Raw genomic sequence first — 23,679 nt, forward strand, 5'->3', positions numbered from 1 at the left:
TCGGGATTGACGACTTCCAGACCGGGTTCGATGCGATGAAGAGCGGCAATTCCGGCAAGGTGGTGATGGACTGGTGAAGGCGGCGGCGCTTGGGGCTAGACTCCAGGCTCGTCATCTGTGGACATGAACGCCCAGGGGCAGGGCGATTTTCGGATTTCGCGAGGGCGATGATGACGCTTCTTTATCATTCAGGGCTATCGAATCCAGGACTTGATTGCCATCTGGCGCGCCAGCCGCTGACAGCGGGTAGTCGTGTCGAGAGGCATCCCTCAACGAGACCGGGCAAGCACGAATGAAGACTCAAATAGTCGTCATTGGCGGTGGGGCTGGAGGTCTTGAGCTCGTGCGGCGGCTCGGAGCACGGCTCGGCCGCAAGGATTTCGATATCATACTTGTCGAGCGGAACCACACCCATGTCTGGAAGCCGCTCCTCCATGAGGTCGCGGCCGGCTCACTCGATGCAAATCTTGACGAAGTGGGCTACCGCGGCCACGGGCACCGTTGGGGCTACCGCTTCTTCTACGGGTCGCTGGAGGCCATCGATCGCACCGCGCGGCAGGTCACAGTGGCGCCGATATTCGACGATGACGGGTCGGAACTGGTCGGTCGACATCGGCTCCGATACGACTACCTCGTTATCGCAATCGGGTCGGTTTCAAACGACTTCGGCACTCCCGGAGTCAAGGATCATTGTCTTTTCCTCGAAGACCGTCATCAAGCAGATCGCTTTCGATTGAAGTTGTTGAATCATTGTCTTCGAGTTTCCAGGACAATGTCAGCCAATCCAACCGACGACGCCTTCGTTGATATAGCTATCGTAGGTGGCGGCGCGACAGGCGTCGAACTCGCTGCTGAACTCTACAATGCTGCATCATCTCTCAGACATTATGGCCTGGAAGTCTTCGACGAGACCCGGCTGAGGGTCACTTTGATAGAGGCCGGGCCGCGGATTCTTCCGGCTCTCCCAGAAGCTTTAGCAAAGGCCGCGCATCAGGAACTTGAGGCCCTCGGCGTCCGGGTGCTCGCAAACACGGCTGTATCCGAAGCAACGGAACAGGGACTGAGGTGTGCTACCGGGGAGCAGATACACGCCGATATTTGCGTCTGGGCTGCAGGAGTGCAGGGGGCAAATATTCTAGGAAAGCTCGACGGGCTTGAGGTGGCGCGCAGCAGGCAACTTGTCGTCCTTCCCACCCTCCAAACGAGCCGGGACGAGCGCATCTTCGCTATCGGCGATTGCTGTTTTTTCAAGCCAGAAGGGGCGGGCGGCCCGGTGCCGCCACGCGCTCAGGCCGCCCACCAGATGGCATCGACCGCTTATCGCAACATTCTTCACTTGATTGCCGGGGAAACGCCGGAAGCATTTGTCTATCGGGACAAGGGCTCGCTCGTGTCGTTGAGCCGGTTTTCCACCGTCGGCAGCTTGATGGGAAACCTCGTCGGAGGGCGGATGGCGATCGAGGGGCGGCTAGCCAGGATGATCTACGTATCTCTGTACCGCATGCACCTGGTGGCCATACATGGCTGGATCAAGGGCCTGGCTCTTATCCTGGTCGGCCATGTCAACCGGGTTGTCCGTCCGCGTCTCAAATTGCATTGAGGTTGGTCAGGCGCGTGGCAGGCAGCGACCGAATGATGCCGCTGAGATCTGCATTGCACTTCGGCTGAGCGACGCCCGAGTGGCCTTGCCGCCTTCCTCGCCCGATTTGCGCCATATGGCATGCCGCCGTGCTGCTCAAAACGAATGATCCCGCTGAATTGAAGGGGCATAACAGCAGCGAAATCTGCCCGCCGGACGCCACTCTAAGGTCCGACTACAAATGTGACTTTGGATCAAGCGACAGCGTTGCACTCATGACCGTTGATCATGACAGGGATAGCGTCAGCGCCCCGACCGAGCTGATGAAATTCGAGACCCGCCATCTGCCGGGCGCGCTGAAGCTGTCGCAGGAGATGGGCTGGCCTTATCGCCAGGAGGACTGGGAATTTGCCGTGACGGTCGGCAATGGCCTGGTCCTCGAGCGGGCAGGACAGGTGATCGGCACTGCCATGTCCTGGAATTACGGACAGGCCCATGCCACTGCCGGGATGATCATAGTCACTGGCTCGGCGCAAGGCGGTGGCAACGGCTCCCGGCTTTTTGACGGGTTGCTTCAGGCCACGGACGGGCGCGACGTGCTGCTCAATTCGACGGAAGAGGGGCTCGCGCTCTACAAGCGACGCGGCTTCACTGCCTGGGGTACGGTGGTTCAGCACCAGGGCCTGCTGACCGTTGCCGTGACGCAGAGTGCGCGCGACGACATCCGTCAGGCGACGGTCTCCGACCTCGCGGCGATCCAGGCCTTCGACGAACGGGCCACAGGCATGCCCCGGCCGTCTATGGTGGCTGGCCTCGCTGACGCGGGCAATGTTTCGGTCATCGAACGCGCGGGGCGGATTGCAGGCTACGCCATCGCCAGACGGTTCGGCCGCGGCTATGTCGTCGGCCCTGTTGCAGCAGAAAGCGCCCAAGACGCGCGGCTTCTGATCCTGGCCCAGCTTGCGACGCTTCACGGCCAATTCGTGCGCATCGACGTCTATGCCGAACACGTATTGGGCGACTGGCTGGATAGCCTGGGCCTCGCGCGTGTCGGTGCTGTGATCGCGATGGTCAAGGGGCGACGGCCCGTCTGCGACGGGACGGCCCGCATGTATGCCTTGGCAAATCAGTCGTTCGGTTGAGGAATGAGGTAGGGTAGCGATGGATACGAATGCAGATATCCGTGAGGCGGCACAAACGATCGATGCCCTCATCACCCCGTCGCTGCTTCTGGACCGGGGGCGGATCGAGCGCAACATCCAGCGTCTGGCCGAGCATGCCAGAGAGCTTGGCGTAGTGCTGCGCCCGCATATGAAGACGGCCAAAAGCATCGACGTCGCCCGACATGTGTTCCCCGGCGAAACCGGCCCGATCACGGTCTCGACCATCGCCGAGGCGGAGTATTTCGCCGGCCACGGCTTTCGCGACATCACCTATGCAGTCGGCATGTCGCCGGCGTCGGCCGTCCGCGCCATGGAGCTTTGTCGCCGCACCGGCGCTGATGTGAAGCTGCTGCTCGATTCCGTGGAGCAGGCCGACGCCCTGGCCGGTGTACGCGAAGCCACCGGTGTGACGCCGTCCGTCTTCATCGAACTGGACTGCGACGACCATCGCGGCGGATTGAAGCCGGACGATCCCAAGCTGCTCGATGTGGCCGACAGGATCGTCGCAGCTGGCTCCAACCTGGTCGGCGTCCTCGCCCATGCCGGCGAGTCCTATGGCTTGAGCACGCCCGATGCGCTGGTCAAGGCAGCCGAGAGCGAGCGTTCGGCCACCGTGCGCGCCGCCGAAACCTTGCGCGCCCACGGCCATGCCTGCCCGATCGTCAGCCTCGGCTCGACGCCGACGGCGCACTTCGCCGAGGACCTCGAAGGCGTCACGGAGCTGCGCGCCGGGGTCTACATATTCTTCGATCTCGTCCAGCACGGGGTAGGGGTCTGCCGTCTCGACGATATCGCGATTTCCGTGTTGGCCACGGTGATCGGGTCCAAGCCGGAAAAAGGATGGGTGCTGGTCGACGCGGGCTGGATGGCGCTTTCGCGCGACCGCGGAACCGCAAACCAGCAGGTCGACCAGGGTTACGGTGTCGTCTGCGATGAAAAGGGGCGGGTGCTTGAAGATGTGATCGTGGCGCAGGCCAGCCAGGAACACGGTATCCTCGCCATTCGTGCCGGTTCTGGAAAGTCCATGCCCGATTTGCCGCTCGGGGCTCGGGTCCGGATTCTGCCCAACCATGCCTGCGCGATGGCCGCCCAGCACCACTTCTACAGCGTCGTCAACGGGGACAGTCCCCGGATCGAAGCCCGTTGGGAGCGGATCCGCGGATGGTAGGGGCTGCAATCGCAACGCTTTGCATGGCGCCCGTGCAAAATGACGCACTGGTGGTGCAATCATGAAGCTTACATCTTATTGGCTGGACACCTCTCAGCCGTTCAATGAGGGCGCGTCCAAACCGCTCGAAGGCCACTACGATGTGGCGGTTGTGGGCGGCGGCTTGACTGGATCCTCCGCGGCTCTGGCCCTCGCCAAGAAGGGCGCCCGGGTTGCACTGTTGGAGGCCGAAACGATCGGCAACGCCGCATCCGGCCGCAATGGCGGGATGTGTAATAACGGTTTTGCCCAGAACTATGCAATCATGGCCGGCAAGCACGGCAAGCCGGCCGCAAACGCGCTCTACAAGGCTTTCGACGCCGGCGTCGATATGGTCGAGCGGTTGGTGCAGGAAGAAAAGATCGACTGCAGCTTCTCCCGCGTCGGCAAGCTCAAGCTTGCCGCCAAGCTCGAGCACTACGATGTGCTGGCACGCAGTCAGGAACTCTTGGCGGCCAATGTCGATCCCGGAACGAGGATGATCGCGCGCGCCGACCTGCGAGACGAAGTCGGCACCAACCGCTATTATGGCGGGCTGCTCTTTCCCAAGAGCGCCAGCATGCATGTCGGCCGTTTCGTCCGGGGTCTGGCGACCGCGGCGGCGCGGCGCGGCGCAGAGGTCTATGAAAACGCCCCCGTCATGGCGTTGCGCAAGGTCGCCGGCGGGCATGAGGTCGAGACCCCGCGCGGCAAGATCGTCGCGCGGCAGGTCCTGCTGGCGAGCGGCATTTCCCAGGTCGGTCCGCTCGGATGGATCCGCCGCCGCATCGTGCCGGTCGGCGCCTTCCTGGTCGTGACGGAACCGCTGTCGCCTTCGCAACTCGAGCGCCTCATGCCGACCCGACGCAATGTCGTCGACACGCGCAATCTCGTCGTCTACTGGCGGCTGACCCCGGACAATCGCATGCTGTTCGGCGGGCGGGCCCGGTTTGCTGCATCCAACCCGCAGTCCGACGAGAAGAGCGGCCGGATCCTGAAAGCGGCGATGGTCGAGGTCTATCCGGAACTGGCCGACATCCGCATCGATTACTGCTGGGGCGGCATGGTCGACATGACCCGCGACCGCCTGCCGCGCGCCGGGGAGCGCAACGGAATCTACTACTCCATGGGCTATAGCGGCCACGGCACCCATATGTCGACGCTGATGGGCAGCATCATGGCCGATGTCATGGACGGGCGGCCGGACCTGAACCCCTGGAAGGATTTCGACTGGCCGGCGATCCCTGGATACTTTGGGCGTCCCTGGTTCCTGCCGATCCTCGGTGCCTATTACCGCATGAAGGACCTTGTCACATGATTTCGCCCCTCGAACACCTGTCCCGCAACGGCCGCCTCGACAAGTTCTTCATCGACGGTCAATGGGTCGAGCCGAGAGGCACCGCCCAGAGCGTCGTGGTGAATCCCGCCACCGAAGAGGTCGTGGCCCGGTTTCCGCTCGGAAACAGCTGGGATGTGGACGCGGCCGTTGCAGCGGCCCGCCGGGCGTTCGCCACCTGGAGCCGTACCAGGCCGGAATACCGCGCGGGTCTGCTTGATCGCCTGCAGGCGCTGCTCGAAGCGCGCAATGAACTGCTTGCGCAATGCTTGAGCCTCGAAATGGGCGCGGCGATCGGATATGCGCGCACCGCGCAGGTGCCGCTGGCGATCGCCCATGTGCAAGTCGCTCGCGATGTCCTGAAAACCTTCCCCTTCGTCGAACAGCGCGGCCACACCGCCGTCACCCACGAACCGATCGGTGTCTGCGCCCTGATCACGCCCTGGAACTGGCCGCTCTACCAGATCACCGCCAAGGTTGCGCCGGCGCTCGCCGCAGGCTGCACGGTCGTGCTGAAGCCAAGCGAGCTCTCTCCTTTGGACGCCCTGCTGTTCGCCGAGGCGATTGAGGAAGCCGGCTTCCCTGCCGGTGTCTTCAACCTCGTCAATGGTGACGGCCCAGGCGTGGGCATGGGTCTCGCCTCCCATAGGGATGTCGACATGATCTCCATTACCGGCTCCACCCGTGCCGGCATCGCGGTGGCCCAGGCCGCCGCGCCGACGGTCAAGCGCGTGTCGCAGGAGCTCGGCGGCAAGTCGCCGAACGTGATTTTGCCCGACGCCGATCTCGACCGTGCCGTTTCACGGGGCGTAGCCGCCGCCTTCCGCAATCTCGGCCAGTCATGCAGCGCGCCGACGCGCATGATCGTGCCGCGCGAGCGGCTGTCCGAGATCGAGGCAATCGCCAGGAGGGCCGCAGCCCAGATCATCGTCGGCGATCCGCTTTCGGAAGCCACCACTCACGGTGCAATCGCCAACCGGTCCCAGTTCGACCGCATCCAAACAATGGTCGGCGTCGGCGTTTCGGAGGCCGCGAAGCTGCTCACCGGCGGACTGGGCCGTCCGGACGGCCTAGATGTCGGGTTCTATGTGAATCCGACCATCTTTTCCGACGTGCACACAGGCATGCGCATTGCCCAGGAAGAGGTTTTTGGGCCAGTTCTGTGCATCATCCCCTACGACACGGTCGAGGAGGCCGTCACTATCGCCAACGATACGGTCTACGGCCTGGGGGCCCATGTGCAGGGCACGGATATGGGCGCCGTCAGGGACGTCGCCTCGCGGATCCGCGCCGGTCAGGTTCATCTCAACTACCCCGCCTGGGACCCGCACGCCCCGTTTGGCGGTTTCAAGCAGTCCGGAAACGGACGCGAATATGGCATCGAAGGCATGTTGGAGTACCTCGAGGTCAAATCCATCCTCGGCTATTTCTAGGCGACATCTTCGCCAGGCAATCGAGCAGCGGTGGAGGCGGACCGCTCGAAGCGGACGAGCGTGGCCGCCGGGTATTCGCTGCGAGTGAGGCTCGTGCTGCGGGTTGTGGGCTTGCGGGGGTGTCTGAGATCACCGGTCTGGCCCGTTCGACGATCGGGCGTGGCATCAGAGACCTCGATGTTGCGACGGCGCGCGGGCAGGTGCGTCGACAGGGCGTTTGTCTTACGATCGAATGTAGTGGCAGAGAGCTCTGGCCTGGAGCTTCCTCGATCGTTTGAAGCGCCGCCGTGCTGAGTTCAATTTGTGATTAGATTATTTTGACCAGGACTAACCTCCCACGTGATGTCCTTCGAGGCACGCCGAGATCGCCCGCAGCTGGAATTCCAGTGCGGGGCCCTCTGCCGGGAACCGGCCGTCCAGCGCGGAGGTGCCGACGGTAAATCCCGCTGCGCCACTGTTGCGAATGGTGTTGATCTGATCCGGCCGGTCCACCGATCCCGCGACGATAACGGGCTTGGGCACGGCCCGGCACACAGCGTCGATCAGCGATGGCACATTGCCTGCCGAACGGTAGGCGAGAAGGTCGAGACCGGCGACACCGGAATGGCTGGCGAGCGCGACGGCGCTGTTGACGATCTCGGCCTGAGATCCTTCCAAAATGCTCGGGTGCCCGACGATGCGACCCGGAAACGGATAGTAGCGGATGGGCGTCCCTTCCAGCAGCGGCAGCACGTCTTCGGCATGGGTGCCACCGAGAAGAAAGTCGACGCCGAGGTCGATCGCCGCCTTGACCGAGCGGATCTCGCTGTCGCGGTCGAGCGATACAACTTCGAGATAAGTGTTGGCTCCGCCCTCGCGGATCTGGCGGGCGAGGGCGGCAAGCGCGTCGAGCGGCAGGCCGATGTCCTTGAAGCCGATGTGGCGGATTCCGGCTCCGAGCGCCGTTTCGGCGTGGACGGCGGCGTCGGTCACCGTGCGGTCATTGCGTGTCAGCATGAAGATGAAGTCGAATTGGGTCATGGGGTGACGGCTTTCTGGTTAGGGAGGGAGGTCTTCAGCCTAAGGGCGTAGTCGAAGGCGGTCTCCAGGCTGGAGGGGTCGGCAACGCCGGACCCCGCGATGTCGAAGGCGGTGCCGTGATCGGGGCTGGTGCGCACGAATGGCAGGCCCAGCGTGACGTTCACGCCATGGTCGAGGCCCATATATTTGACCGGGATGAGACCCTGGTCGTGATACTGGGCGACCACGATGTCGAACCGGCCCTTACGGGCCTGCATGAACACGGTGTCGCCTGGCCATGGGCCGGAGGCGTCGATACCTTCGGCACGGGCCGCCTCGATCGCCGGCCGGATGATGCGGATTTCCTCGTCTCCGAAGAGACCGCCTTCGCCGGCATGCGGATTGAGGCCGGCGACGGCGACGCGCGGATGGGAGATGCCGAGCGCCTTCGCACCGGCATCGGCCAACCGGATGGCATCCATCTGCGCCGCGAAATCGCCTTTGCGGATCGCCTCGGACAGCGAACAATGGATGGTGACGAGGACCGTGCGAATGTCCTCGTTCGCCAGCATCATGGCGACCTTGGGAGCCCCGCCATGATCGGCCAGGATTTCGGTGTGGCCGGGATAGTGCAAACCGGCTGCTGCGAGTGCTTCCTTGTGAATCGGCGCCGTTACGATGCCGCCCACCCAACCGTCCCGCGCCAGTCCGATCGCGACAACGATGGCGTCGAACGCCGCGCGTCCACTGACGGCCGAAACCTGGCTGACCGGTGGCAGGGCGGAAAGCTGCGAGGAGCAAAGCACGTTGAGGGTTCCGTCATCGAGCACGGTCTCATCGACGGAGGCGATCGGCCGAACCCGCACATCAGAGTTAAGCGCGCAAAGGGCGTGGGTCATCACCAGCGGATCACCGACGACGATCCAGTGTCGCTTGTCCGGTCGACGGAGATACATTTTTGCGATGATCTCGGGGCCGATGCCGGAGGGATCACCCATGGTCACGGCTAGTGGAGCGTCATGGGCGGTCATGGAGAAGAGCCTTTCTTGAAAGCGGTTTGGCCAGCAGGTCGCGGGCGGCATCAAGGAGTGCCGAGGGTGAGCCGAAGCCTCCCGCCTTCATGGCGATGGTGAGCGACGTTCCGTCCGCCCGTTCGGCGCGGCCAACCGGAAAGCCGGGCTCCAACTCGCGGGTGAGAAGGAACCCGTTGATGCCGAGGCGGTCGAGGATCGCGGCCATCGTCTCGCCGCCGGTGGCGATCACCGCGTCATAGTCGCGCCGGGCGACCGCTGCGGCTGCTTGTCCGGCGAGGTTCGTCATCACCGCGCTGGCATTCTCCTGCCGTTGCAGCGGCGCCCGAAGACAAATCACACGGGCGTCGCCGGGAGGGTCGGCCAGGTCGCTGACGACGGGAACGCCTTGTACCTGCAAGGTCTCGCATTGGGCGCGCGTCACCGGATTGGCGCTTCCTGCGACGATCACCACCCGCCCGGCGGCTTTGCCCGTTACCGGGCGTTCGTCCGGCACTGCAGGGACCAGCGATGCCAGCGCGATGGCGAGACCAGGGGAGCCCACCCAAAGGACAGTCTCGGGATCGGGAATGTCGGCGACCTGCCGGTTCAGTATGTTCTGGCTGTCGGCGTCGAGGATCAGAATGGACCCTTTCGTCGCCGCATCGCCGGAACTGTTTGCTGCGAGAATGATCGGTATCCCCAGGGACGGGTCGACCAGATCGGCAATGTGCGATGTGCCTGCGGGATGGACTGGGTCACGGCCGTAGACGCTCTGACTCACGGGAATGCCGTTCACCGTCTGGATCCCGCCGACGGTGAGCCGCCCCGCTTCGGGAAAGGCTGGAGCGATGACAAGCCTGCTCCGGCCGCTGGCGCGAAAGGCGGCGGCGACTTCCTCGCGGATATGGCCGCGCAGGGTCGAATCGATCGTTTTGAACAGAAGGCGGGCATGCGAGAGGGCCGACACGGCGTCGGCGATAGCCCTTGTCGCCTGCCAGATGTCGGAGGCGCGGCTGTTGGTATCGATAGAAGTGATCGCTCCATTCTCCGCGCCGTCGACCTGTCGCTTGATCACAGGTGCATAGCCTCTCGCGAGAAAGGCCGCCGCGCCGTCGGTAGCACTGGTCAGGTCGTCGGCGATTATCCCGACGAGGAGAGATGTGGTCTGCTTCATGTTGGTGAGAATAGCAGAACCGTCGGAACCGAATATCCATATGATCTGACAAGTTGTGGTGATATGACGTCACCAATGAAGCGTTCTGAAATACCTTCGCTCGATGACCTGCGTGCCTTCCAAACAGTGGCGCGTCTGGGATCTGTGCGTGCTGCGGCGGCCGAACTCGCTCTGACGCATGGTGCAGTCAGCCGCCGCGTCTCCAAACTGGCCGCCGATCTTGGTCTGCGCTTGCTTGAAGCGGACGGGCGAGGCGTGCGTCTGACCTCCGATGGCGCGAAGCTGGCGGAGGCGACAGGCAAGGCGTTCCATTTAATCACTGATGCCTTGGCAGAGATCAGATCCAGCTCGACGCCCATTCCGATCATCTTGTCCTGCGAGCGCTCGCTGGCGATGCGCTGGTTGATCCCGCGCCTGTCTGGGTTTCAGGATCGATACCCGGATGTCGAGGTGCATCTGTCGACCGGCGGCGGAGGGCTCGACTTCGCGCGTGACCGGGTGACGCTTGCGATCCGCCGTCTCGATTTTCCGGTGGACCCGGAATGGACCATCATCAGGCTGATGCCCGAGCGCGTCGGTCCGGTCATGCTGCCATCCCTGCGCAAGCGGTTCGAGAGTGGCGACTATGTGGCGCTCGGATCACGGACGCGACCGGATGCCTGGGAAGCGTGGCTCGACGCGCACATGGATGCGCCGCGTCCTCGAACGACCCGATTGCTCGATCATCATTTCCTGATGGCAGAAGCGGCCCTGGGTGGTCTTGGCGTTGCTCTTGCCCCCCAGGCGATTGCAACGGATGACGTAGCGAATGGGCGATTGGAAGCACCACTCGGCTTTGATCGCGACGGGACGGACTACGGCCTGATCCATCCGAAGTCGATCATTGTTTCAACCGGCCTCTCCGCATTGCGCGATTGGCTGACCGCAGAGTCCGAGACATCGTTCAAGCGGCAGGTGCTTGAGAACAGCTAAACTAAGAAAATAAGGTCGCCTTTGCGTCCGTATCGGCTCAGGGCGGCGAAACAGACAGCAATGCGAAAGGGCGTGCTGGTTTGGCGGTCGACCGGAGAGCCTTGTGCTGAATGACCATGCATTGCGGCACATTCTGCCAAGCGCCTGCGATTATGCTTGGCTGATAGGGCAGATTGACAGGAACCAAGGACATGGATCGCTTCCGGCCGAAATACGTGACGTTTGATTGCCACGGCACGCTCATCAATTTCCAGATGGCGGACGCCGCCAGGGATCTGTTCGGTCATCTTCTGGATGGGCCGCGCATGGACGAATTCATCAGAAACTTCCAGGGCTACCGCCTCGATGAGGTGCTGCAGGACTGGAAGCCTTATGCAGATGTCGTTCACAACGCACTGGAACGCACCTGCCGCCGCAACAGCGTCGCATTCCGTGCTGAAGACGCCGAAACGATCTACAACCGCATCCCGACCTGGGGGCCGCATCCCGACGTCCCCGAGGGATTGGCCAAACTGGCCAGGGAAATTCCGTTGGTCACCCTGACGAACTCAATGGTGGCCCAGATTCCGTCGAACGTGGCAAGGCTCGGTGCGCCGTTTCATGCCGTCTTGACCGCTGAAGAGGCGGGTGCCTACAAGCCGCACTTCAAGGCGTTCGAGTACATGTTCGACACGCTGGGTTGCGGCCCGGAGGACATTACGCATGTGTCCTCGTCTTTCCGCCACGACCTGATGTCCGCCTATGACCTGGGGATCAAGAGCAAGGTCTGGGTCAACCGCGGCCACGAGCCGGCCAATCCCTTTTACGAATACACCGAAATCCGCGATGTGACGCAGCTGCCCGGCGTTTTCGGACTCTGAGGGGCGAGGAGGCCGGAGCCCCACAGAGCACTGCGCCAATTTTCGAGGGGCGGCCAGCGGCGGCGTCTCAACATCGCGAGAAATGGAACTGCAGGGCGTCATCGCTGAAGCGCTCCATCTGTCGAAGCATGAAGGACAACGGTTCCCCAACAGGCGAGGATCTTTCGAATTGGGTGCTTATGGTGATCTGGTCCCCGATGAAGAAGCTGGTCAGCTCAATGGCTCTGTGAAGGCAGGGGGCTCCATGACGGCAGGACGCGACCATCTGGCTTACGCGGCAGCTTCAACCGAAGCTTATTTTCGCGCTGCCGCCGCAAGCCTGGCGATGCGGCCGGGCGCTTCCGAACCGGACATGTCGGCGGCACTACTGAAGCGCCACTACGGATTGACGGGATCGATCGCGACATTGTCCTCCGAGGTTGAGCGCACCGTTGACGTCAACCTGCCGGACGGCCGCCGGTTGATCCTGAAGACGTCGGCAACAGCGGAGGCGGTCGACAGCTTTCGTTTTCAAACCGCCGCCATGGCCGGATTGCAAGGGTTCACCGGCTTCGTCGCACCCGAAGTGCTCCGCACGACCAGCGGCGCATTGATGTTTGAGCAAGAGGGATGTTCGAGCAAGAGGGGGTATGCGGGTACTTGCAGACCCGGATCGAGGGCATTCCGCTGCACCAGGCGACGCCCACTCCCGACCTGTTTTTTCGCACCGGCAGTGCTCTCGCCCGGTTGGACCTGGCTCTTGAGCTGGTCAGTGTGCCCGCGGCTCACCGTCCCGTTCTTTGGCACATCGGTTGCTGGTCGAGGTTGATGGAACTGGAGCAATACCTGCCATCCCCGAGCGTTGCCGATAGCGTACGCGTCGCGATGTCGGAGTATGCGGAGTTCGTTGAGCCACAAATCTCTGACGTGGCGTGGCAGGTAACGCATAATGATCCCAGCCCGTTCAATATGATGGTGACAGGCCAGGGGATGGGTTTCATCGATTTCGGCGATGGCTGCTGGAGCCCCAGGATCCAGGATCTGGCGATCGCAGCAAGTCACGTCGTAGGGGATCCGGCACTTCCTTTGGGTGGAGCCGAGCATCTTATTGCCGGCTATGCCTCTGTCATTGCACTTTCGGCACTGGAAGCAAAATTGCTCGTCGGACTGATGCGGGCGCGACAAAGCGCGTTGATCCTGGTCAACTACTGGCGGTCCCACCTTTTTCCGGCCGATGCCCTATACATCAAAAAGAATGTCTCGCGGGCCGAGCACGGACTTTCCATCCTGGCGCCTCTTGGTGTCGCATCGGGCGAGGCGGCCGTCCTGGCGGCAATGTCGTCGTTTCAGCCGTAACGCATTTCGGTTCGCTCGACCGGCACGCCAGCCAAAAGACGAACCGCGAATTGATCAAGGTGCTCTTTCAGAGAGGCAGCAGCACATGTCCACAGATCTCATGCCTAATCGCTACAGGCCCGGCGAATCCGACCTTCCGAGGCGCGACTCCGAGCTCATTGCTCGCCGTGACGAAGTACTTGGGGCCTCCTATCGGCTCCAGTACCGCCGGCCCGTGCACTTCGTTCGCGGCGAAGGCATGTGGCTCTACAACCCTGACGGGCGTGCCTATCTTGATTTCTACAACAACGTGCCGTCGCTCGGCCATTGCCACCCCGAAGTAAACGCCGCAATGGCTGAACAGGCGGGCCGGATAAGCGCCAACACGCGCTATCTCGAGCCAAAACTTATCGACTATGCCGAGCGACTGGTCGACACTTTCCCAAGCGGGCTCGACCGGGTGGTTTTTACCTGCACGGGGAGTGAATCCAACGATCTGGCCCTGCGTATCGCGCGATTTGCGAGCGGCAATGAAGGCGTGATCGTCTCGAGCTACGCCTATCACGGCACCAGCGCGGCTGTCGCCGCGGTTTCCCCGAACCTGGGCGACGCCGTCAAGCTCAGCCCATTCGTGCGCATGGTCTCCCTGCCGGGGCCGGCGGGTGTGCCGGAATCACAAGCTGCGGACTTCTTCGAGGCGCAAGTACGCGCGGCCATCGTAGATCTGAACCGTCGTGGCATCGGCGTTGCGGCCCTGCTCATCGACAGTATTTTTTCAAGCGACGGCGTATGGGTCGATCCTCCTGGCTTCATTGCCGGTGGAGTTGCGGCGGTGCGAGAGGCAGGTGGTCTCGTCATCGCCGACGAGGTTCAGCCGGGTTTTGGGCGAACCGGCGCTCATATGTGGGGCTTTGAACGGCACGGGATCGTTCCCGATCTCGCTACCCTCGGCAAGCCGATGGGCAACGGATTTCCAATTGGCGCGGTCGTTGGTCGCAAAGCACCGATGGAGCAATTTGGCGCAACCGCTCGCTACTCCAACACGTTCGCCGGAAATACGGTTGGCATAGCGACCGCCGACGCCGTGCTGGCGATCCTGCAGCGCGACCAGATCCCCCAGAAAGCGCTTGCCATGAGCCAGCGCCTCCGAGCCGGGCTGGAGAAAATCGCGCATCAGCCATATGGAGTGCGCGCTATCCGAAACGCCGGTCTGTTCTTTGGCATCGACATCGGGCGTGAGGGTGCCCCGGCGGCAAGCCGGCGGGCAATGGCGCTGGATGTCGTGAACGCACTGCGCGACGACGGCGTCCTTGTCAGCACAACAGGGGCCAACGAGGATTCCCTCAAAGTGCGCCCGCCGCTCGTTTGCCAGGCCGAGCATGTCGACCTCTTCCTTGCAGCCATGGAGCGGGCGCTCATCAAGGTCGCAGGCTAGACCGCATAGCTGCGAGCAGGTGGCCAGGTCCTTGTTCCCAGGTCCTGGTCAATGCATGCCGAGATTGGCGGTGTCGGGTCGGCCGCTTTGGAGCCTGTCGGCTGGATCAGGCAAGCATATCCTTCAGCCGATGTTAGGTGCCCCACCATTGGCAGGAATCACGGCTTGCCGGTATGCAGCGGGACGGCATTCCAGTCCATGCCGCCGATTGGATTGGTATCCGTGCGGCCCATTGCAATGTCCGCCAGGACATTTCCGATCAGCGTCGAGAGCTGCGCGCCATGTCCTGAATAGCCCATGCCGTAGATCAGGCCATCGGCGGTGCCGGCGCGCGGATAGACGGTACGTGCCGATGCGCGGCGTCAGCACGATGCGCGCGCTCCGCTGACGGTCGCTTGCAGCGCATCGACAAACACATCGAGTTCGTCCTTGTGCATGTAGATGTGCGGGGAAACGCGCATCCCGGCGATATCCTCGACCCGGCGATATTTGACATGGACCCGGTGCTGCTCACGCAGCACGCGCTCGAGCAGCCGCGAATCGACGCCGTCGATGGAAAAGAGCGCCACGGCGCGGCATCAACTGGCTCGGCATCAAGGGACCCGGCATTAAGCGGCGTATGCAGGCGAAAGCCCGGAATGTCGCGTGCGCGCTGGATCCAGTACCGCGTGAGTTCGCTGAGGCGCCGCTGGATCCTCTCGACGCCGATCCGGCGATGCAGGCGGATCGCTGGCATGATGCCCGCCTGGATGGCCGAATTATAGGTGCCAAGGCTCCAGTGATCGAACTTGTCGATCCTGAGCGGCGGCGGATCGAAGGGCGCAAGCAGCGACCTCCTTCTGGCTGACCGGGTCGAGGCGGGATGTAGCCTCGTCCGCAAATACAGGCCCGGACGAACGATCGGTTCTTCCCTCATCGGCCTCGGCTCGGTTGTCGTTCCGCTTGGTTGACGGGCAGAGACCGGAACACATCCGCGCGTTGTTTCGACATTTCGTCGAGGCTCAGCTTCCTGCCGATTGCCGCATCATGTTCGAGGGAGCCGGCGGGAACTCGGCGGTGTCGGTGAACGAAGCCAGCCCCTACATTGCAGCCACGGTGCGGGCGCTTGACGCAGAATGGCCAGAGCCAACCCTGATCAAAGGAACGGGCGGCACGATTCCCTTGGTGGGACTGCTTGCCGACCGCCTTGGCGTCGATTGCATAGTAACGGGCTTTATCCTGCCTGACGATGCCATTCATGCCCCTAACGAGCGGTACGATGTCGAACGACTCCGCAAGGGGATACGCAGTTGGGTGAGGATTCTGGCGGAACTAACGGTCGGCCCAGGCAGAGCGCCGGGCAAGGTGCGGGCACCCTAAAAGCGAAGCGGGGCCGGTCGATCCGGCCCTGCTCGCCTACTGCCGCAACCTGAAGAGGTTCTCGTCTTACACCCAGATCAGTTTGGCGAATAAGGCAGCGACGAGTGGTGCAGGACGATCTTCAGCTGACCGTCACCCATTCGCTCAATTCCAAAAGAGTATTCGACCTTGGTCTCGGAACCGTCCGTCTTCGTGAAATAGTAGTTGCCCATCGACATGGCACTATCGCTGTCGACGATCGTGCCTTCGTTTTCCCAGCGCACCTTGGTGTAGGGCGCAATCGCAAATCCCTTGTCTTCACTCACGGTTCCGGTGACGAAATATGACAATGCTTCCTCAAAAGTGCCGCGGAACTGGTCTTCGTTTGCAAGGGTGGGCTTGAACAGAACTTCTTCCTTTCCGCAGGCATAGAATTTCTTGAGATGCTCCTCGGCAGCAGCTCTGTAGTCGCCGCCATCAGTGAAGACCTGCCCGATGTCGACAATACCCTCGCCCCAGGCTTTCTGAAGCGCTACGACTTCGTCCGCCGTAACCGGAGTCATTCCCTTGGCTTGCGCGGATCCTACGGCCATCAGGGCAATTACGCTGGCTGACATCGCTATCTTGTTGAGCATTCTGTTTTCTCCGTTTGCTACACGGGCATCGCCGCCCACGGGGATGAGTTGGTGCCGGAGATCGATGAAACCAATGGTAATTTTCTGTTGAATCGATAGCTTCCAGCTATCAATCAGAGGAACATTCATCATGCGCCCCACGTTCCGCCAGCTTCAGTATTTTGTGGCGGTCGCCGATCAGTCCGCATTTGGCGCAGCCGCTCAGGATTTGGCCGTCAGCCAGCCCAGCTTGTCCAAACAGCTCGCGACCATGGAGGCAGAACTTGGCATCGCCCTGTTCGAGCGCACCTCCCGGCGCGTGCAGCTCACGCCACTGGGCGAAATCCTTTTGCCCAGAGCGCGCGCGATCTTGCGGGATCTAGAAGACTTCCGGAGTTTGGCCAGACACGCCGATGGCAAGCTGAACCTGCGCCTCAACATCGGCGTGCTGCCATCGGTCGGAGCCTACTACATGCCATTGGCGACCCGCCGACTGCATGCGTCTTTCCCCGATCTCAGGCTTGCCGTTCAGGAGGGGGCGACGCGCGATTTGCTGAACCATTTGCGTGAGGGGCGGTTGGATGCAGTTATCGGTTCCCCGACGGAAAACCGCGAGTTTCGCACCCGCCCGTTGTTCACTGAAACCCTGTGGATCTGCGCTGCGGCCGATGATCCCCTCTCATCGTCAGACGGCCCCGTTACGCTTGCGGATCTTGCCGCGAAGCCGCTTTTGTCCCTGAGCCCGGGATACCGGCTCACCGAGATAGTCGAGCGACTTGCCGCACTGGCGGGAACGCAGGTTAGCCGGGACTATCAGGGCGCGAGCCTTGACGCCGTTCGCCAAATGGCTGTCATGGGCGCTGGTGTCGCCGTGTTGCCATCGCTTTATGCGTTGGGAGAGGCGATCCGGGACCCGGAATTCATCCTCCGCCGTCTTGATCATCCAGAAGCGCGACATGAGATCGCCCTTCATTGGCGTCGTAGCTCACCCATGAATTCGGCTTTCGAGAAGCTGACCGCCGCTCTTGTGGCGGTCAAGGAGGAAATCCGAGCAGCCCGCGGAGAGCAGTTTCCCTAGCCCGTGTTTGCCTTGAGTGATTGCCTCCTGTACCTGCTGGTGAGCGCCGGAACCGGCCTTCCCTCCGAAAACCTCAGCAGCCGTTGCGCGAACGTCCGGTTTGAAGAAGCGTTACGAATGACCGGAATTGGCGCAACTACGATGTCCAGGGTGGTCGCCGGCGACGTCTTGCTATCGGGCAACAGGAAAGATCCCCTCAAGCAGAAAAGCGGTGTTGAGTGACATTGATGGTTACGCTTTGAAAATAGAATGAAATGGGTCACATATCATAGTGGTCGGCAATGTCAGTCTGCCCAATCTCAGTGCCGTTTAAAAAATGTGTATAAATGATTGAAAGACATATGAGATTCGCCATCGCGCCGATGATGGATTGGACGGACATCGCGAAAAGCAACGCATATCCAATAACTTAGGTGGTTCCGTTTCTCTGAGTTGTGCTGTTGTTGTACTCGTCCAGAGTGCTTGGGCACAAAATGGGCCGCGTTTTGCCGTTGCGTGACTAGTGCAGGGTTTGAACCTGTGAACTTCAGGTTTGAGTTTTCGAGCCGGAATGCTGGTGCAGTGGCGCCTAAGTATCTCCCGTTTCCGCTTACGCCCATAGGGTCTTCCTTGCCTACGTGCGCGGAGAACCTGGGGGACGGGTTGATCGCCGTCTTCGAGCTCACCGATCATCCCAACATCGACCCTGTCGAGACCATAGAGGCGGGCCTGACGGGCTATGACGCGCTGATTGCTGGTCAACCACGACGAGACCGTCCTTGCGATTTGTCGGCGCGCCAACCGGCGGAGTGATCTCGGAAACTTCGCCCTCTTGGGCCTCGCGAGCACCGTATCGCGAGGCAGGCCGGATGGCTCAGGGAATGAGCAGAAGCTTGCCCGTCGTGGCGCGGCTTTCCATGTCGCCATGGGCGCGTGCTGCTTCGGCGAGCGGGTAAACGCCGCCGATCCGGATCTTCAGGTTCCTCTTCACGATCCAGTCGAAGAGTTGGCTGGTGCGGGCGCGAAGCAGTGCCGGGGTGTAAATATGATCGAAGAACCTAGCGTAGCCGATCTTGATGCTTTTCGGCAGGCTCATGATGTCGAGCGGTCCGGGACCGCCCAGCACCGGGCCGTACCAGCAGAAGGTGCCGGAGCGGCGCAGGGAGTCGAGCGAAGCCTGAAAGGTCTTCGGGCCGGAACCGTCATAGACGACATGGACGCCTTCACCGCCGGACAGGCGAACGACTTCCTCGGCGAATCGCCCCTCGGTGTCCACGATCACATGGTCTGCTCCGGCCTCTCTTGCGACGGCGATCTTGTCTGCGGACGAGACGCGGCCGATCACGTGCCCCCCTCTCAGCTTTATGATCTGGGTGAGCAGCAATCCGACGCCGCCCGCCGCCGCATGGACCAGCGCCACGTCGCCGGGCTGGACGGGATAGAAGTCGGTGGCGAAGTGGCTGGCGGTCAGCCCCTGCATCATCACGGAAGCGGCCGTACGATCATCGATCCCGTCCGGAAGCGGCACGAGCGCGTCCGCAGAAAGAGTGATACGCTCGGCATAGCTTCCCGGCGCGTATACCCAGGCAACCCGTTGCCCGGGCCGGAAATGCTCTACTCCATCGCCCACGGCGAGCACCCGTCCGACACCCTCTACGCCCAGAATCTTTGGATCAGGCATCTCCGTCCAGGCCATGCCCTTTCGGACGCCGATGTCCATGAAGTTCACGCCCGCCGCGGTGACCTCGACCAGAACTTGGCCGCTCGCGGGAGCAGTTTCGGAGCGCTCGACGAATTCGAGCGCATCCGGTCCCCCGGTGCGGTTCATGACGACGGCTTTCATCGCGATATCTCCCTGGCAGCATTCTCGATCAACCGCGCTACCGGTTCAGGGTTCGACACCATCACTACGTGCGAAGCGCCCTTGATTGCGACCGTTTCGCGGGCGTGAGCCCGTTCAGCCATGTAGGCAGATGCACGCGGCGGGATGTTCTTGTCCGCGTCGCCGTAGATGAACCAGCTTGGGATATTCTTCCAGCCAGCCTTGGTCTGGGCTTCGTTGAGGGCCGCTTCCGTGATCGGCCGCTGCGTTGCGGCCATCAGCCTCCCCTCGGCATCGGAGACGTCTGCCGCGAACTGATCGTGGAACTTGTCCTGCTGGATGTAGAGGTCCTTTCCGCCGCCTGACAGCGCGACAGGAGGAGCGAGTGTCGGACCAAGCGTGCTGCCTGGAAACTTTCCTGCAAGTTGCGCCGCGGTTTCACCCACCTCCGGCGCAAATGCGGCGACATAGACCAGAGCCTTCACGTTAGAATGACCATCGGCGGCATCGCTGATCACCGACCCGCCATAGGAATGGCCGACTAGAACGACCGGCGTTTCTATCGAGGAAAGCACATCGGCGACATAGTCTCCGTCACTTCTGACGCCTCGCAGCGGATTGGCTGCCGCCACTACGGGGAAGCCATCTTTCTCAAGAATCTCAACGACACCGTTCCAACTCGAAGAGTCGGCGAAGGCGCCATGAACCAAGACGACGGTAGGTTTGCCGGACTGCGCGTGGGCGTTGCCCAACGAGGCCGCGATAATGGCTAGGCCTGCGAGCAAGATTTTCATCTGAACATCCTTTCGTTGTGGGGTGCGGTCTTCACTGTGCCGAGCGCAGGGTGAGGAGGAGCGGAGTGCCGCAGACCCGACCTGTGTCCGCCCGGCGTTTCCTGCGTGGACCGAGTTACGGCGCGTAGCGAGTGAAGACGAAGTCGTGTTGCTGGACACGCGCCTCGTGGCACGCGAAACATGTTTCGTGCTGCGCTACGTCGGCCGGCTTGCCATTAATGAACCGGCCAAAACCCCAGCCGCCGCTCGACGCGTATTTCTTCGAATCCTTGACCATGACCTGCACCGTCGTGGCCGCGCCGGGAACCGAGGCGGGTCCGAACTCGGTCGACTGCGTTTGCTTCCATGCAAGCTTGACGAGGACGGTGCCGTCCGGGAACGGCAGCGTGCTTTTTCGATAGGCATCCATCGCAACTGTATTTCCGACCACTGCGCGAAGCTCGTTCAGCGGATCGCCTTCCAAGGCCGGCCCGATGAGCTCCCAGCTGCGGTAACCGACCGGGATCGTCACGCCATAGATCGGCGAGGCTTCCGCGTTCTGAGCTCGAACGCTGTCGATCTCAACGCAGCCGATAGCGAGAGCGGTCGACACGGCGATGACGGCTGCAATTGCAAGCTTGCGTCTCATGCGCTCGCTCCGTCCGCGCTCAGAACTTGTCGACGTCGATGATTGCCTTGGCGAAGGCTTCAGGCGCTTCCTGCGGCAGGTCGTGTCCGATGCCGCCGGTGATCAGCCGATGCTCGTATTTGCCGGAGAATTTCTTCGCATAGGCGTCGGGATCGGGATGTGGCGCACCGTTCGCGTCGCCCTCCAGCGTGATCGTTGGCACGTCGATCTCCGGGCGCTTGGCAAGCTTTTCCTCCAGTTCGACATAGCGGCGCTCGCCTTCCGCAAGGCCGAGCCGCCAACGGTAGTTGTGGACAACGATGTCGACGTGGTCGGGGTTTTTGAACGCAGCGGCGCTTCTGGCGAAGGTCGCGTCGTCGAAGTTCCAGTGCGGCGAGGCGAGTTTCCATATCAGTTTGGCGAAGTCGTCCGTGTATTGCGCGTAGCCGGCACGGCCACGATCGGTCGCGAAATAGAACTGATACCACCATAGCAGTTCGGCCTGTGGTGGCAGCGGCGCCTTGTTGGCCGCCTGGCTTCCGATCAGATAGCCGCTGACCGACACCATGGCCTGGCAGCGCTCCGGCCAGAGCGCGGCAAGGATATTTGCCGTCCTCGCGCCCCAGTCATAGCCGGCGACGATCGCCTTTTCGACGCCCAGGGCATCCATCAGATCGATGATATCGACCGCCAGCGCGGCCTGCTGGCCGTTGCGAAGAGTGGCATCCGACAGGAACCGCGTCGTGCCGTAGCCGCGCAGATAAGGGATGATGACCCGATAGCCGGCTCCTGCAAGCAGCGGCGCGACATCGACATAGCTGTAGATGTCGTAGGGCCAGCCGTGCAGCAGTATGACGGGAGGTCCATCTGCTGGGCCATCCTCGGCATATCCGACGGTAAGCAGCCCCGCCTCGATCTGCTTGAGCGATGCGAATGAGTTTCGCGATCCTGTCCCGCCGGCTACTGTCGTCTGCGTCCCGGCCTGAGCAGTGGAGGTTCGGACCGCTCCTAACTGAGCCAACGCCACGGTCGCGGCCGCGATGCCGAACAGGCGTCGGCGATGATGGTCGACGACTTCCGGAATTTTGATTGCGTTCATGGGAGTACTACCTTTGTTCATGTTTCCAGGGCAGTCGCGGCAGGCGCGATTGCCGAAACCGAGGGACTAGATCAGGTTGATTTCGACTTCGATGTTGCCGCGCGTGGCCTTCGAGTAGGGACAGGTCTGATGAGCGGCATCGACAACGGCCCGGGCGTCGTTGCGATCCATCCCTGGCAGGCTCACATTGAGTCGGGCGCTGAGAAAGAAGGCGCCGTCGCCGCTGTTGAGATCAACCTCCGCATCGATCGCAAGGTCCGCTGGCAGCACGACGTTCATCTTGCGCGCGGCGATCGCCATCGCGCCCTCGAAACATGCCGACCAACCGGCAGCAAAAAGCTGTTCGGGATTGGTGCCGCTGCCCGCGCCGCCGGGCGTCGAGAGCCTGATGTCCAGCCTGCCGTCGGAACTGCGTGAGCCACCCTCCCGGCCGCCTGTTGTGTGCACCTTCGCTGTGTAGAGTCGTTTTGCTTGGGTAATCATGGCATGCATCCTGATGAAATCGGATCTTCGATCAGCGCAGCGATCTGAAAGCTGCACGGACCTCCTGGGTGAAGATTTCCGGCTGTTCCCAGGCCGCGAAATGCCCGCCGGTCTTGGCCTCATGGAAATAGATGAGGTTGTGGTAGCAGCGCTCGGCCCAGCTTCGCGGCGTGCAGTAGATTTCGCCGGGAAATACCGTCACGGCGACCGGAAGATCGGCAATGTCCACGGCATTGAAATTGTTGGAGTGGTCTTCCCAGTAGATCTGAGCCGCGGAGGTTCCGGATTCAGTGAGCCAGTAGAGCGAGATGTCGTCGAGCATCTCGTCCATGGTCAGAACCCGCTCGGGGTCGCCACCGCTATAGGTCCACTGCGCGAACTTCTCGTAGATCCACGCCGCCAGGCCGACCGGCGAATCCACCAGGGAGTAGCCGATGGTCTGCGGCCGCGTGACCATCATGGCGGCATAGCCGGAACTGTCCTTGTAGAAGGTGTCGAGCGCCTCGAACGCCGCTCTTTCCTTCTCGCTCAGTCCGCTCGGCGCCGGCCCGCCGGCCGCCAACACTGATGCAATTTCCGGCGGCACGGTCCCCGGCATGTTGACGTGTATACCAATGAGCCCAGGCATCTTCTGCAGCGCCATGCGGTGGGAGATGACCGAACCGCAGTCGCCACCCTGCGAGACGTAGCGGTCGTAACCCAGCCGCCCCATCAGCACGCCCCAGGCACGGCCGATATGGTCTGAGCCCCAGCCGGTCTCAGTCGGCTTCCCGGAAAAGCCGAAGCCGGGGATTGAAGGCAAGACGAGATAGAAGGCGTCCCCGGCAGCACCGCCATGGGCTGTGGGATCGGTCAGCGGACCGATGACCTTCATGAATTCTAGGATCGAGCCGGGCCAACCATGCGTCATGATCATCGGCATAGCATTCTCATGGCGGGACCGGACGTGGATGAAGTGGATAGCAACGCCGTCGATTTCGGTGACGAACATAGGCAGAGCGTTGAGCTTCGCCTCGACCTTCCGCCAGTTGTAATCGGTCATCCAATACCGAAGGAGATTCTGGAGCTTTGCGAGTTGCACGCCCTGCGACTGATCCGTGACGGTTTCCCGCAGGGGCCAGCGCGTCGTTGCCAGACGTCGACGAAGATCGACGATTGCCTCTTCCGTGATGTCGACGCGAAAGGGATGGACGGCTTCGATGTCGACGCTCGCGCGCGCCCTCGCGGGAAGCAGGCTCAAGGCGCCTGCCGCCACTGATGCGGCGAGCAGGCTTCGCCGCGTGAGCGATGGCGATGATGCGGGCATGGTCGTTCTCCTTGGGTCCGTCGGCAGAGAGGTTCTTGCTGCTTTCGACACATAGAAGGAGATCGCCCGAAGCGCCCGTTATGCATTATGATGCA

At 62.1% G+C, this 23,679-nt stretch carries 25 protein-coding genes and 2 pseudogenes; 14 read left to right on the plus strand and 13 right to left on the minus strand.

What is annotated here, in order from left to right; translation table 11 throughout:
- The first annotated feature begins 292 nt into the window (after nucleotides 1-292).
- The 6 genes and pseudogenes from AC0L2R_RS31335 to AC0L2R_RS31360 all read left to right on the plus strand — a co-directional run.
- The gene (locus AC0L2R_RS31335; RefSeq protein ID WP_473513511.1) at nucleotides 293-1,600 is read left to right on the plus strand and encodes an NAD(P)/FAD-dependent oxidoreductase; all 1,308 of its coding nucleotides are present in this window, start codon (nucleotides 293-295) and stop codon (nucleotides 1,598-1,600) included.
- Between the two features lie 128 nt (nucleotides 1,601-1,728).
- On the plus strand, nucleotides 1,729-2,721 hold the full coding sequence (locus tag AC0L2R_RS31340) for a GNAT family N-acetyltransferase (RefSeq protein ID WP_473513513.1): 993 nt from the start codon (nucleotides 1,729-1,731) through the stop codon (nucleotides 2,719-2,721).
- Nucleotides 2,722-2,740: 19 nt separating this feature from the next.
- Nucleotides 2,741-3,910 carry an alanine racemase gene (locus tag AC0L2R_RS31345; protein ID WP_473513515.1) on the plus strand — a complete coding sequence of 390 codons (1,170 nt, stop codon included), beginning with the start codon at nucleotides 2,741-2,743 and terminating at the stop codon, nucleotides 3,908-3,910.
- 61 nt (nucleotides 3,911-3,971) lie between these two features.
- Nucleotides 3,972-5,246 (plus strand): NAD(P)/FAD-dependent oxidoreductase, encoded by a 1,275-nt coding sequence (locus tag AC0L2R_RS31350; protein ID WP_473513517.1) that lies wholly within the window; start codon nucleotides 3,972-3,974, stop codon nucleotides 5,244-5,246.
- Entirely contained in the window at nucleotides 5,243-6,697 is a 1,455-nt protein-coding gene (locus AC0L2R_RS31355; protein WP_473513519.1) for an aldehyde dehydrogenase family protein, read from the plus strand. Before AC0L2R_RS31350 ends, AC0L2R_RS31355 begins: the two co-directional genes overlap by 4 nt.
- Before the next feature lie 19 nt (nucleotides 6,698-6,716).
- A pseudogene (locus AC0L2R_RS31360) lies at nucleotides 6,717-6,912 on the plus strand (ISAzo13 family transposase); the annotation flags it as partial.
- A 112-nt stretch (nucleotides 6,913-7,024) separates the two neighbouring features.
- On the opposite strand, the gene AC0L2R_RS31365 reads toward AC0L2R_RS31360, so the two are convergent.
- The 3 genes from AC0L2R_RS31365 to AC0L2R_RS31375 are packed head-to-tail and all read right to left on the minus strand — an operon-like array spanning nucleotide 7,025 to nucleotide 9,883.
- Nucleotides 7,025-7,717 carry a 4-hydroxythreonine-4-phosphate dehydrogenase gene (locus AC0L2R_RS31365; RefSeq protein ID WP_473513521.1) on the minus strand — a complete coding sequence of 231 codons (693 nt, stop codon included), beginning with the start codon at nucleotides 7,715-7,717 and terminating at the stop codon, nucleotides 7,025-7,027.
- On the minus strand, nucleotides 7,714-8,727 hold the full coding sequence (gene pdxA, locus AC0L2R_RS31370) for a 4-hydroxythreonine-4-phosphate dehydrogenase PdxA (protein WP_473513523.1): 1,014 nt from the start codon (nucleotides 8,725-8,727) through the stop codon (nucleotides 7,714-7,716). Before pdxA ends, AC0L2R_RS31365 begins: the two co-directional genes overlap by 4 nt.
- Complete coding sequence (locus AC0L2R_RS31375) at nucleotides 8,714-9,883, minus strand: four-carbon acid sugar kinase family protein (protein ID WP_473513525.1); 1,170 nt, start codon at nucleotides 9,881-9,883, stop codon at nucleotides 8,714-8,716. The genes pdxA and AC0L2R_RS31375 overlap by 14 nt, the downstream gene beginning before the upstream one ends.
- Between AC0L2R_RS31375 and AC0L2R_RS31380 the strand changes: the two genes are divergently transcribed.
- Nucleotides 9,791-10,855: a LysR family transcriptional regulator gene (locus AC0L2R_RS31380; protein WP_473513585.1), complete on the plus strand. Its 1,065-nt coding sequence runs from the start codon at nucleotides 9,791-9,793 to the stop codon at nucleotides 10,853-10,855. The two genes, AC0L2R_RS31375 and AC0L2R_RS31380, sit on opposite strands and share 93 nt — an antisense overlap.
- Here the strand turns inward: AC0L2R_RS31380 and AC0L2R_RS31385 are convergent.
- The gene (locus AC0L2R_RS31385; protein ID WP_473513589.1) at nucleotides 10,852-11,142 is read right to left on the minus strand and encodes a hypothetical protein; all 291 of its coding nucleotides are present in this window, start codon (nucleotides 11,140-11,142) and stop codon (nucleotides 10,852-10,854) included. The two genes, AC0L2R_RS31380 and AC0L2R_RS31385, sit on opposite strands and share 4 nt — an antisense overlap.
- Between AC0L2R_RS31385 and AC0L2R_RS31390 the strand changes: the two genes are divergently transcribed.
- From AC0L2R_RS31390 to AC0L2R_RS31400, 3 genes are all read left to right on the plus strand, one after another.
- A complete protein-coding gene (locus AC0L2R_RS31390) occupies nucleotides 11,047-11,715 on the plus strand; it encodes a haloacid dehalogenase type II (RefSeq protein ID WP_473513526.1) in 669 nt (222 codons plus the stop codon). The genes AC0L2R_RS31385 and AC0L2R_RS31390 overlap by 96 nt on opposite strands.
- A gap of 609 nt (nucleotides 11,716-12,324) precedes the next feature.
- Nucleotides 12,325-13,050 (plus strand): phosphotransferase enzyme family protein, encoded by a 726-nt coding sequence (locus tag AC0L2R_RS31395; RefSeq protein WP_473513528.1) that lies wholly within the window; start codon nucleotides 12,325-12,327, stop codon nucleotides 13,048-13,050.
- A gap of 85 nt (nucleotides 13,051-13,135) precedes the next feature.
- Nucleotides 13,136-14,464 carry an aspartate aminotransferase family protein gene (locus tag AC0L2R_RS31400; RefSeq protein ID WP_473513587.1) on the plus strand — a complete coding sequence of 443 codons (1,329 nt, stop codon included), beginning with the start codon at nucleotides 13,136-13,138 and terminating at the stop codon, nucleotides 14,462-14,464.
- A gap of 158 nt (nucleotides 14,465-14,622) precedes the next feature.
- On the opposite strand, the pseudogene AC0L2R_RS31405 reads toward AC0L2R_RS31400, so the two are convergent.
- Both AC0L2R_RS31405 and AC0L2R_RS31410 read right to left on the minus strand, forming a co-directional pair.
- Nucleotides 14,623-14,802: pseudogene (locus tag AC0L2R_RS31405) on the minus strand (FAD-dependent oxidoreductase); the annotation flags it as partial.
- Between the two features lie 24 nt (nucleotides 14,803-14,826).
- Nucleotides 14,827-15,033 carry a hypothetical protein gene (locus AC0L2R_RS31410; protein WP_473513530.1) on the minus strand — a complete coding sequence of 69 codons (207 nt, stop codon included), beginning with the start codon at nucleotides 15,031-15,033 and terminating at the stop codon, nucleotides 14,827-14,829.
- A 50-nt stretch (nucleotides 15,034-15,083) separates the two neighbouring features.
- Here AC0L2R_RS31410 and AC0L2R_RS31415 point away from each other — a divergent pair, with 50 nt between their 5' ends.
- Both AC0L2R_RS31415 and AC0L2R_RS31420 read left to right on the plus strand, forming a co-directional pair.
- The gene (locus AC0L2R_RS31415; protein WP_473513531.1) at nucleotides 15,084-15,311 is read left to right on the plus strand and encodes a hypothetical protein; all 228 of its coding nucleotides are present in this window, start codon (nucleotides 15,084-15,086) and stop codon (nucleotides 15,309-15,311) included.
- Nucleotides 15,312-15,406: 95 nt separating this feature from the next.
- On the plus strand, nucleotides 15,407-15,823 hold the full coding sequence (locus AC0L2R_RS31420; RefSeq protein WP_473513533.1) for a hypothetical protein: 417 nt from the start codon (nucleotides 15,407-15,409) through the stop codon (nucleotides 15,821-15,823).
- Between the two features lie 77 nt (nucleotides 15,824-15,900).
- On the opposite strand, the gene AC0L2R_RS31425 is transcribed toward AC0L2R_RS31420, so the two are convergent.
- A complete protein-coding gene (locus tag AC0L2R_RS31425) occupies nucleotides 15,901-16,569 on the minus strand; it encodes a phosphoribosyl-AMP cyclohydrolase (protein ID WP_473513535.1) in 669 nt (222 codons plus the stop codon).
- Here AC0L2R_RS31425 and AC0L2R_RS31430 point away from each other — a divergent pair.
- Complete coding sequence (locus tag AC0L2R_RS31430; RefSeq protein WP_473513537.1) at nucleotides 16,568-17,494, plus strand: LysR family transcriptional regulator; 927 nt, start codon at nucleotides 16,568-16,570, stop codon at nucleotides 17,492-17,494. The genes AC0L2R_RS31425 and AC0L2R_RS31430 overlap by 2 nt on opposite strands.
- Before the next feature lie 642 nt (nucleotides 17,495-18,136).
- Nucleotides 18,137-18,286, plus strand: coding sequence for a hypothetical protein (locus AC0L2R_RS31435; RefSeq protein ID WP_473513538.1), 150 nt, complete (start codon nucleotides 18,137-18,139; stop codon nucleotides 18,284-18,286).
- A 61-nt stretch (nucleotides 18,287-18,347) separates the two neighbouring features.
- On the opposite strand, the gene AC0L2R_RS31440 is transcribed toward AC0L2R_RS31435, so the two are convergent.
- From AC0L2R_RS31440 to AC0L2R_RS31465, 6 genes are all read right to left on the minus strand, one after another.
- Complete coding sequence (locus tag AC0L2R_RS31440; protein WP_473513540.1) at nucleotides 18,348-19,316, minus strand: quinone oxidoreductase family protein; 969 nt, start codon at nucleotides 19,314-19,316, stop codon at nucleotides 18,348-18,350.
- Nucleotides 19,313-20,089 (minus strand): alpha/beta fold hydrolase, encoded by a 777-nt coding sequence (locus AC0L2R_RS31445; RefSeq protein ID WP_473513542.1) that lies wholly within the window; start codon nucleotides 20,087-20,089, stop codon nucleotides 19,313-19,315. Before AC0L2R_RS31445 ends, AC0L2R_RS31440 begins: the two co-directional genes overlap by 4 nt.
- Nucleotides 20,090-20,204: 115 nt before the next feature.
- Nucleotides 20,205-20,717, minus strand: a complete 513-nt coding sequence (locus AC0L2R_RS31450) for a cytochrome P460 family protein (RefSeq protein WP_473513544.1) — start codon at nucleotides 20,715-20,717, stop codon at nucleotides 20,205-20,207.
- Nucleotides 20,718-20,736: 19 nt separating this feature from the next.
- Nucleotides 20,737-21,795 (minus strand): alpha/beta fold hydrolase, encoded by a 1,059-nt coding sequence (locus AC0L2R_RS31455; RefSeq protein ID WP_473513546.1) that lies wholly within the window; start codon nucleotides 21,793-21,795, stop codon nucleotides 20,737-20,739.
- A 66-nt stretch (nucleotides 21,796-21,861) separates the two neighbouring features.
- Complete coding sequence (locus tag AC0L2R_RS31460) at nucleotides 21,862-22,278, minus strand: organic hydroperoxide resistance protein (protein WP_473513548.1); 417 nt, start codon at nucleotides 22,276-22,278, stop codon at nucleotides 21,862-21,864.
- Nucleotides 22,279-22,309: 31 nt separating this feature from the next.
- Entirely contained in the window at nucleotides 22,310-23,584 is a 1,275-nt protein-coding gene (locus AC0L2R_RS31465; protein WP_473513550.1) for an epoxide hydrolase family protein, read from the minus strand.
- Nucleotides 23,585-23,679: the final 95 nt, after the last annotated feature.

Source organism: Mesorhizobium sp. WSM4820 (assembly GCF_055811075.1).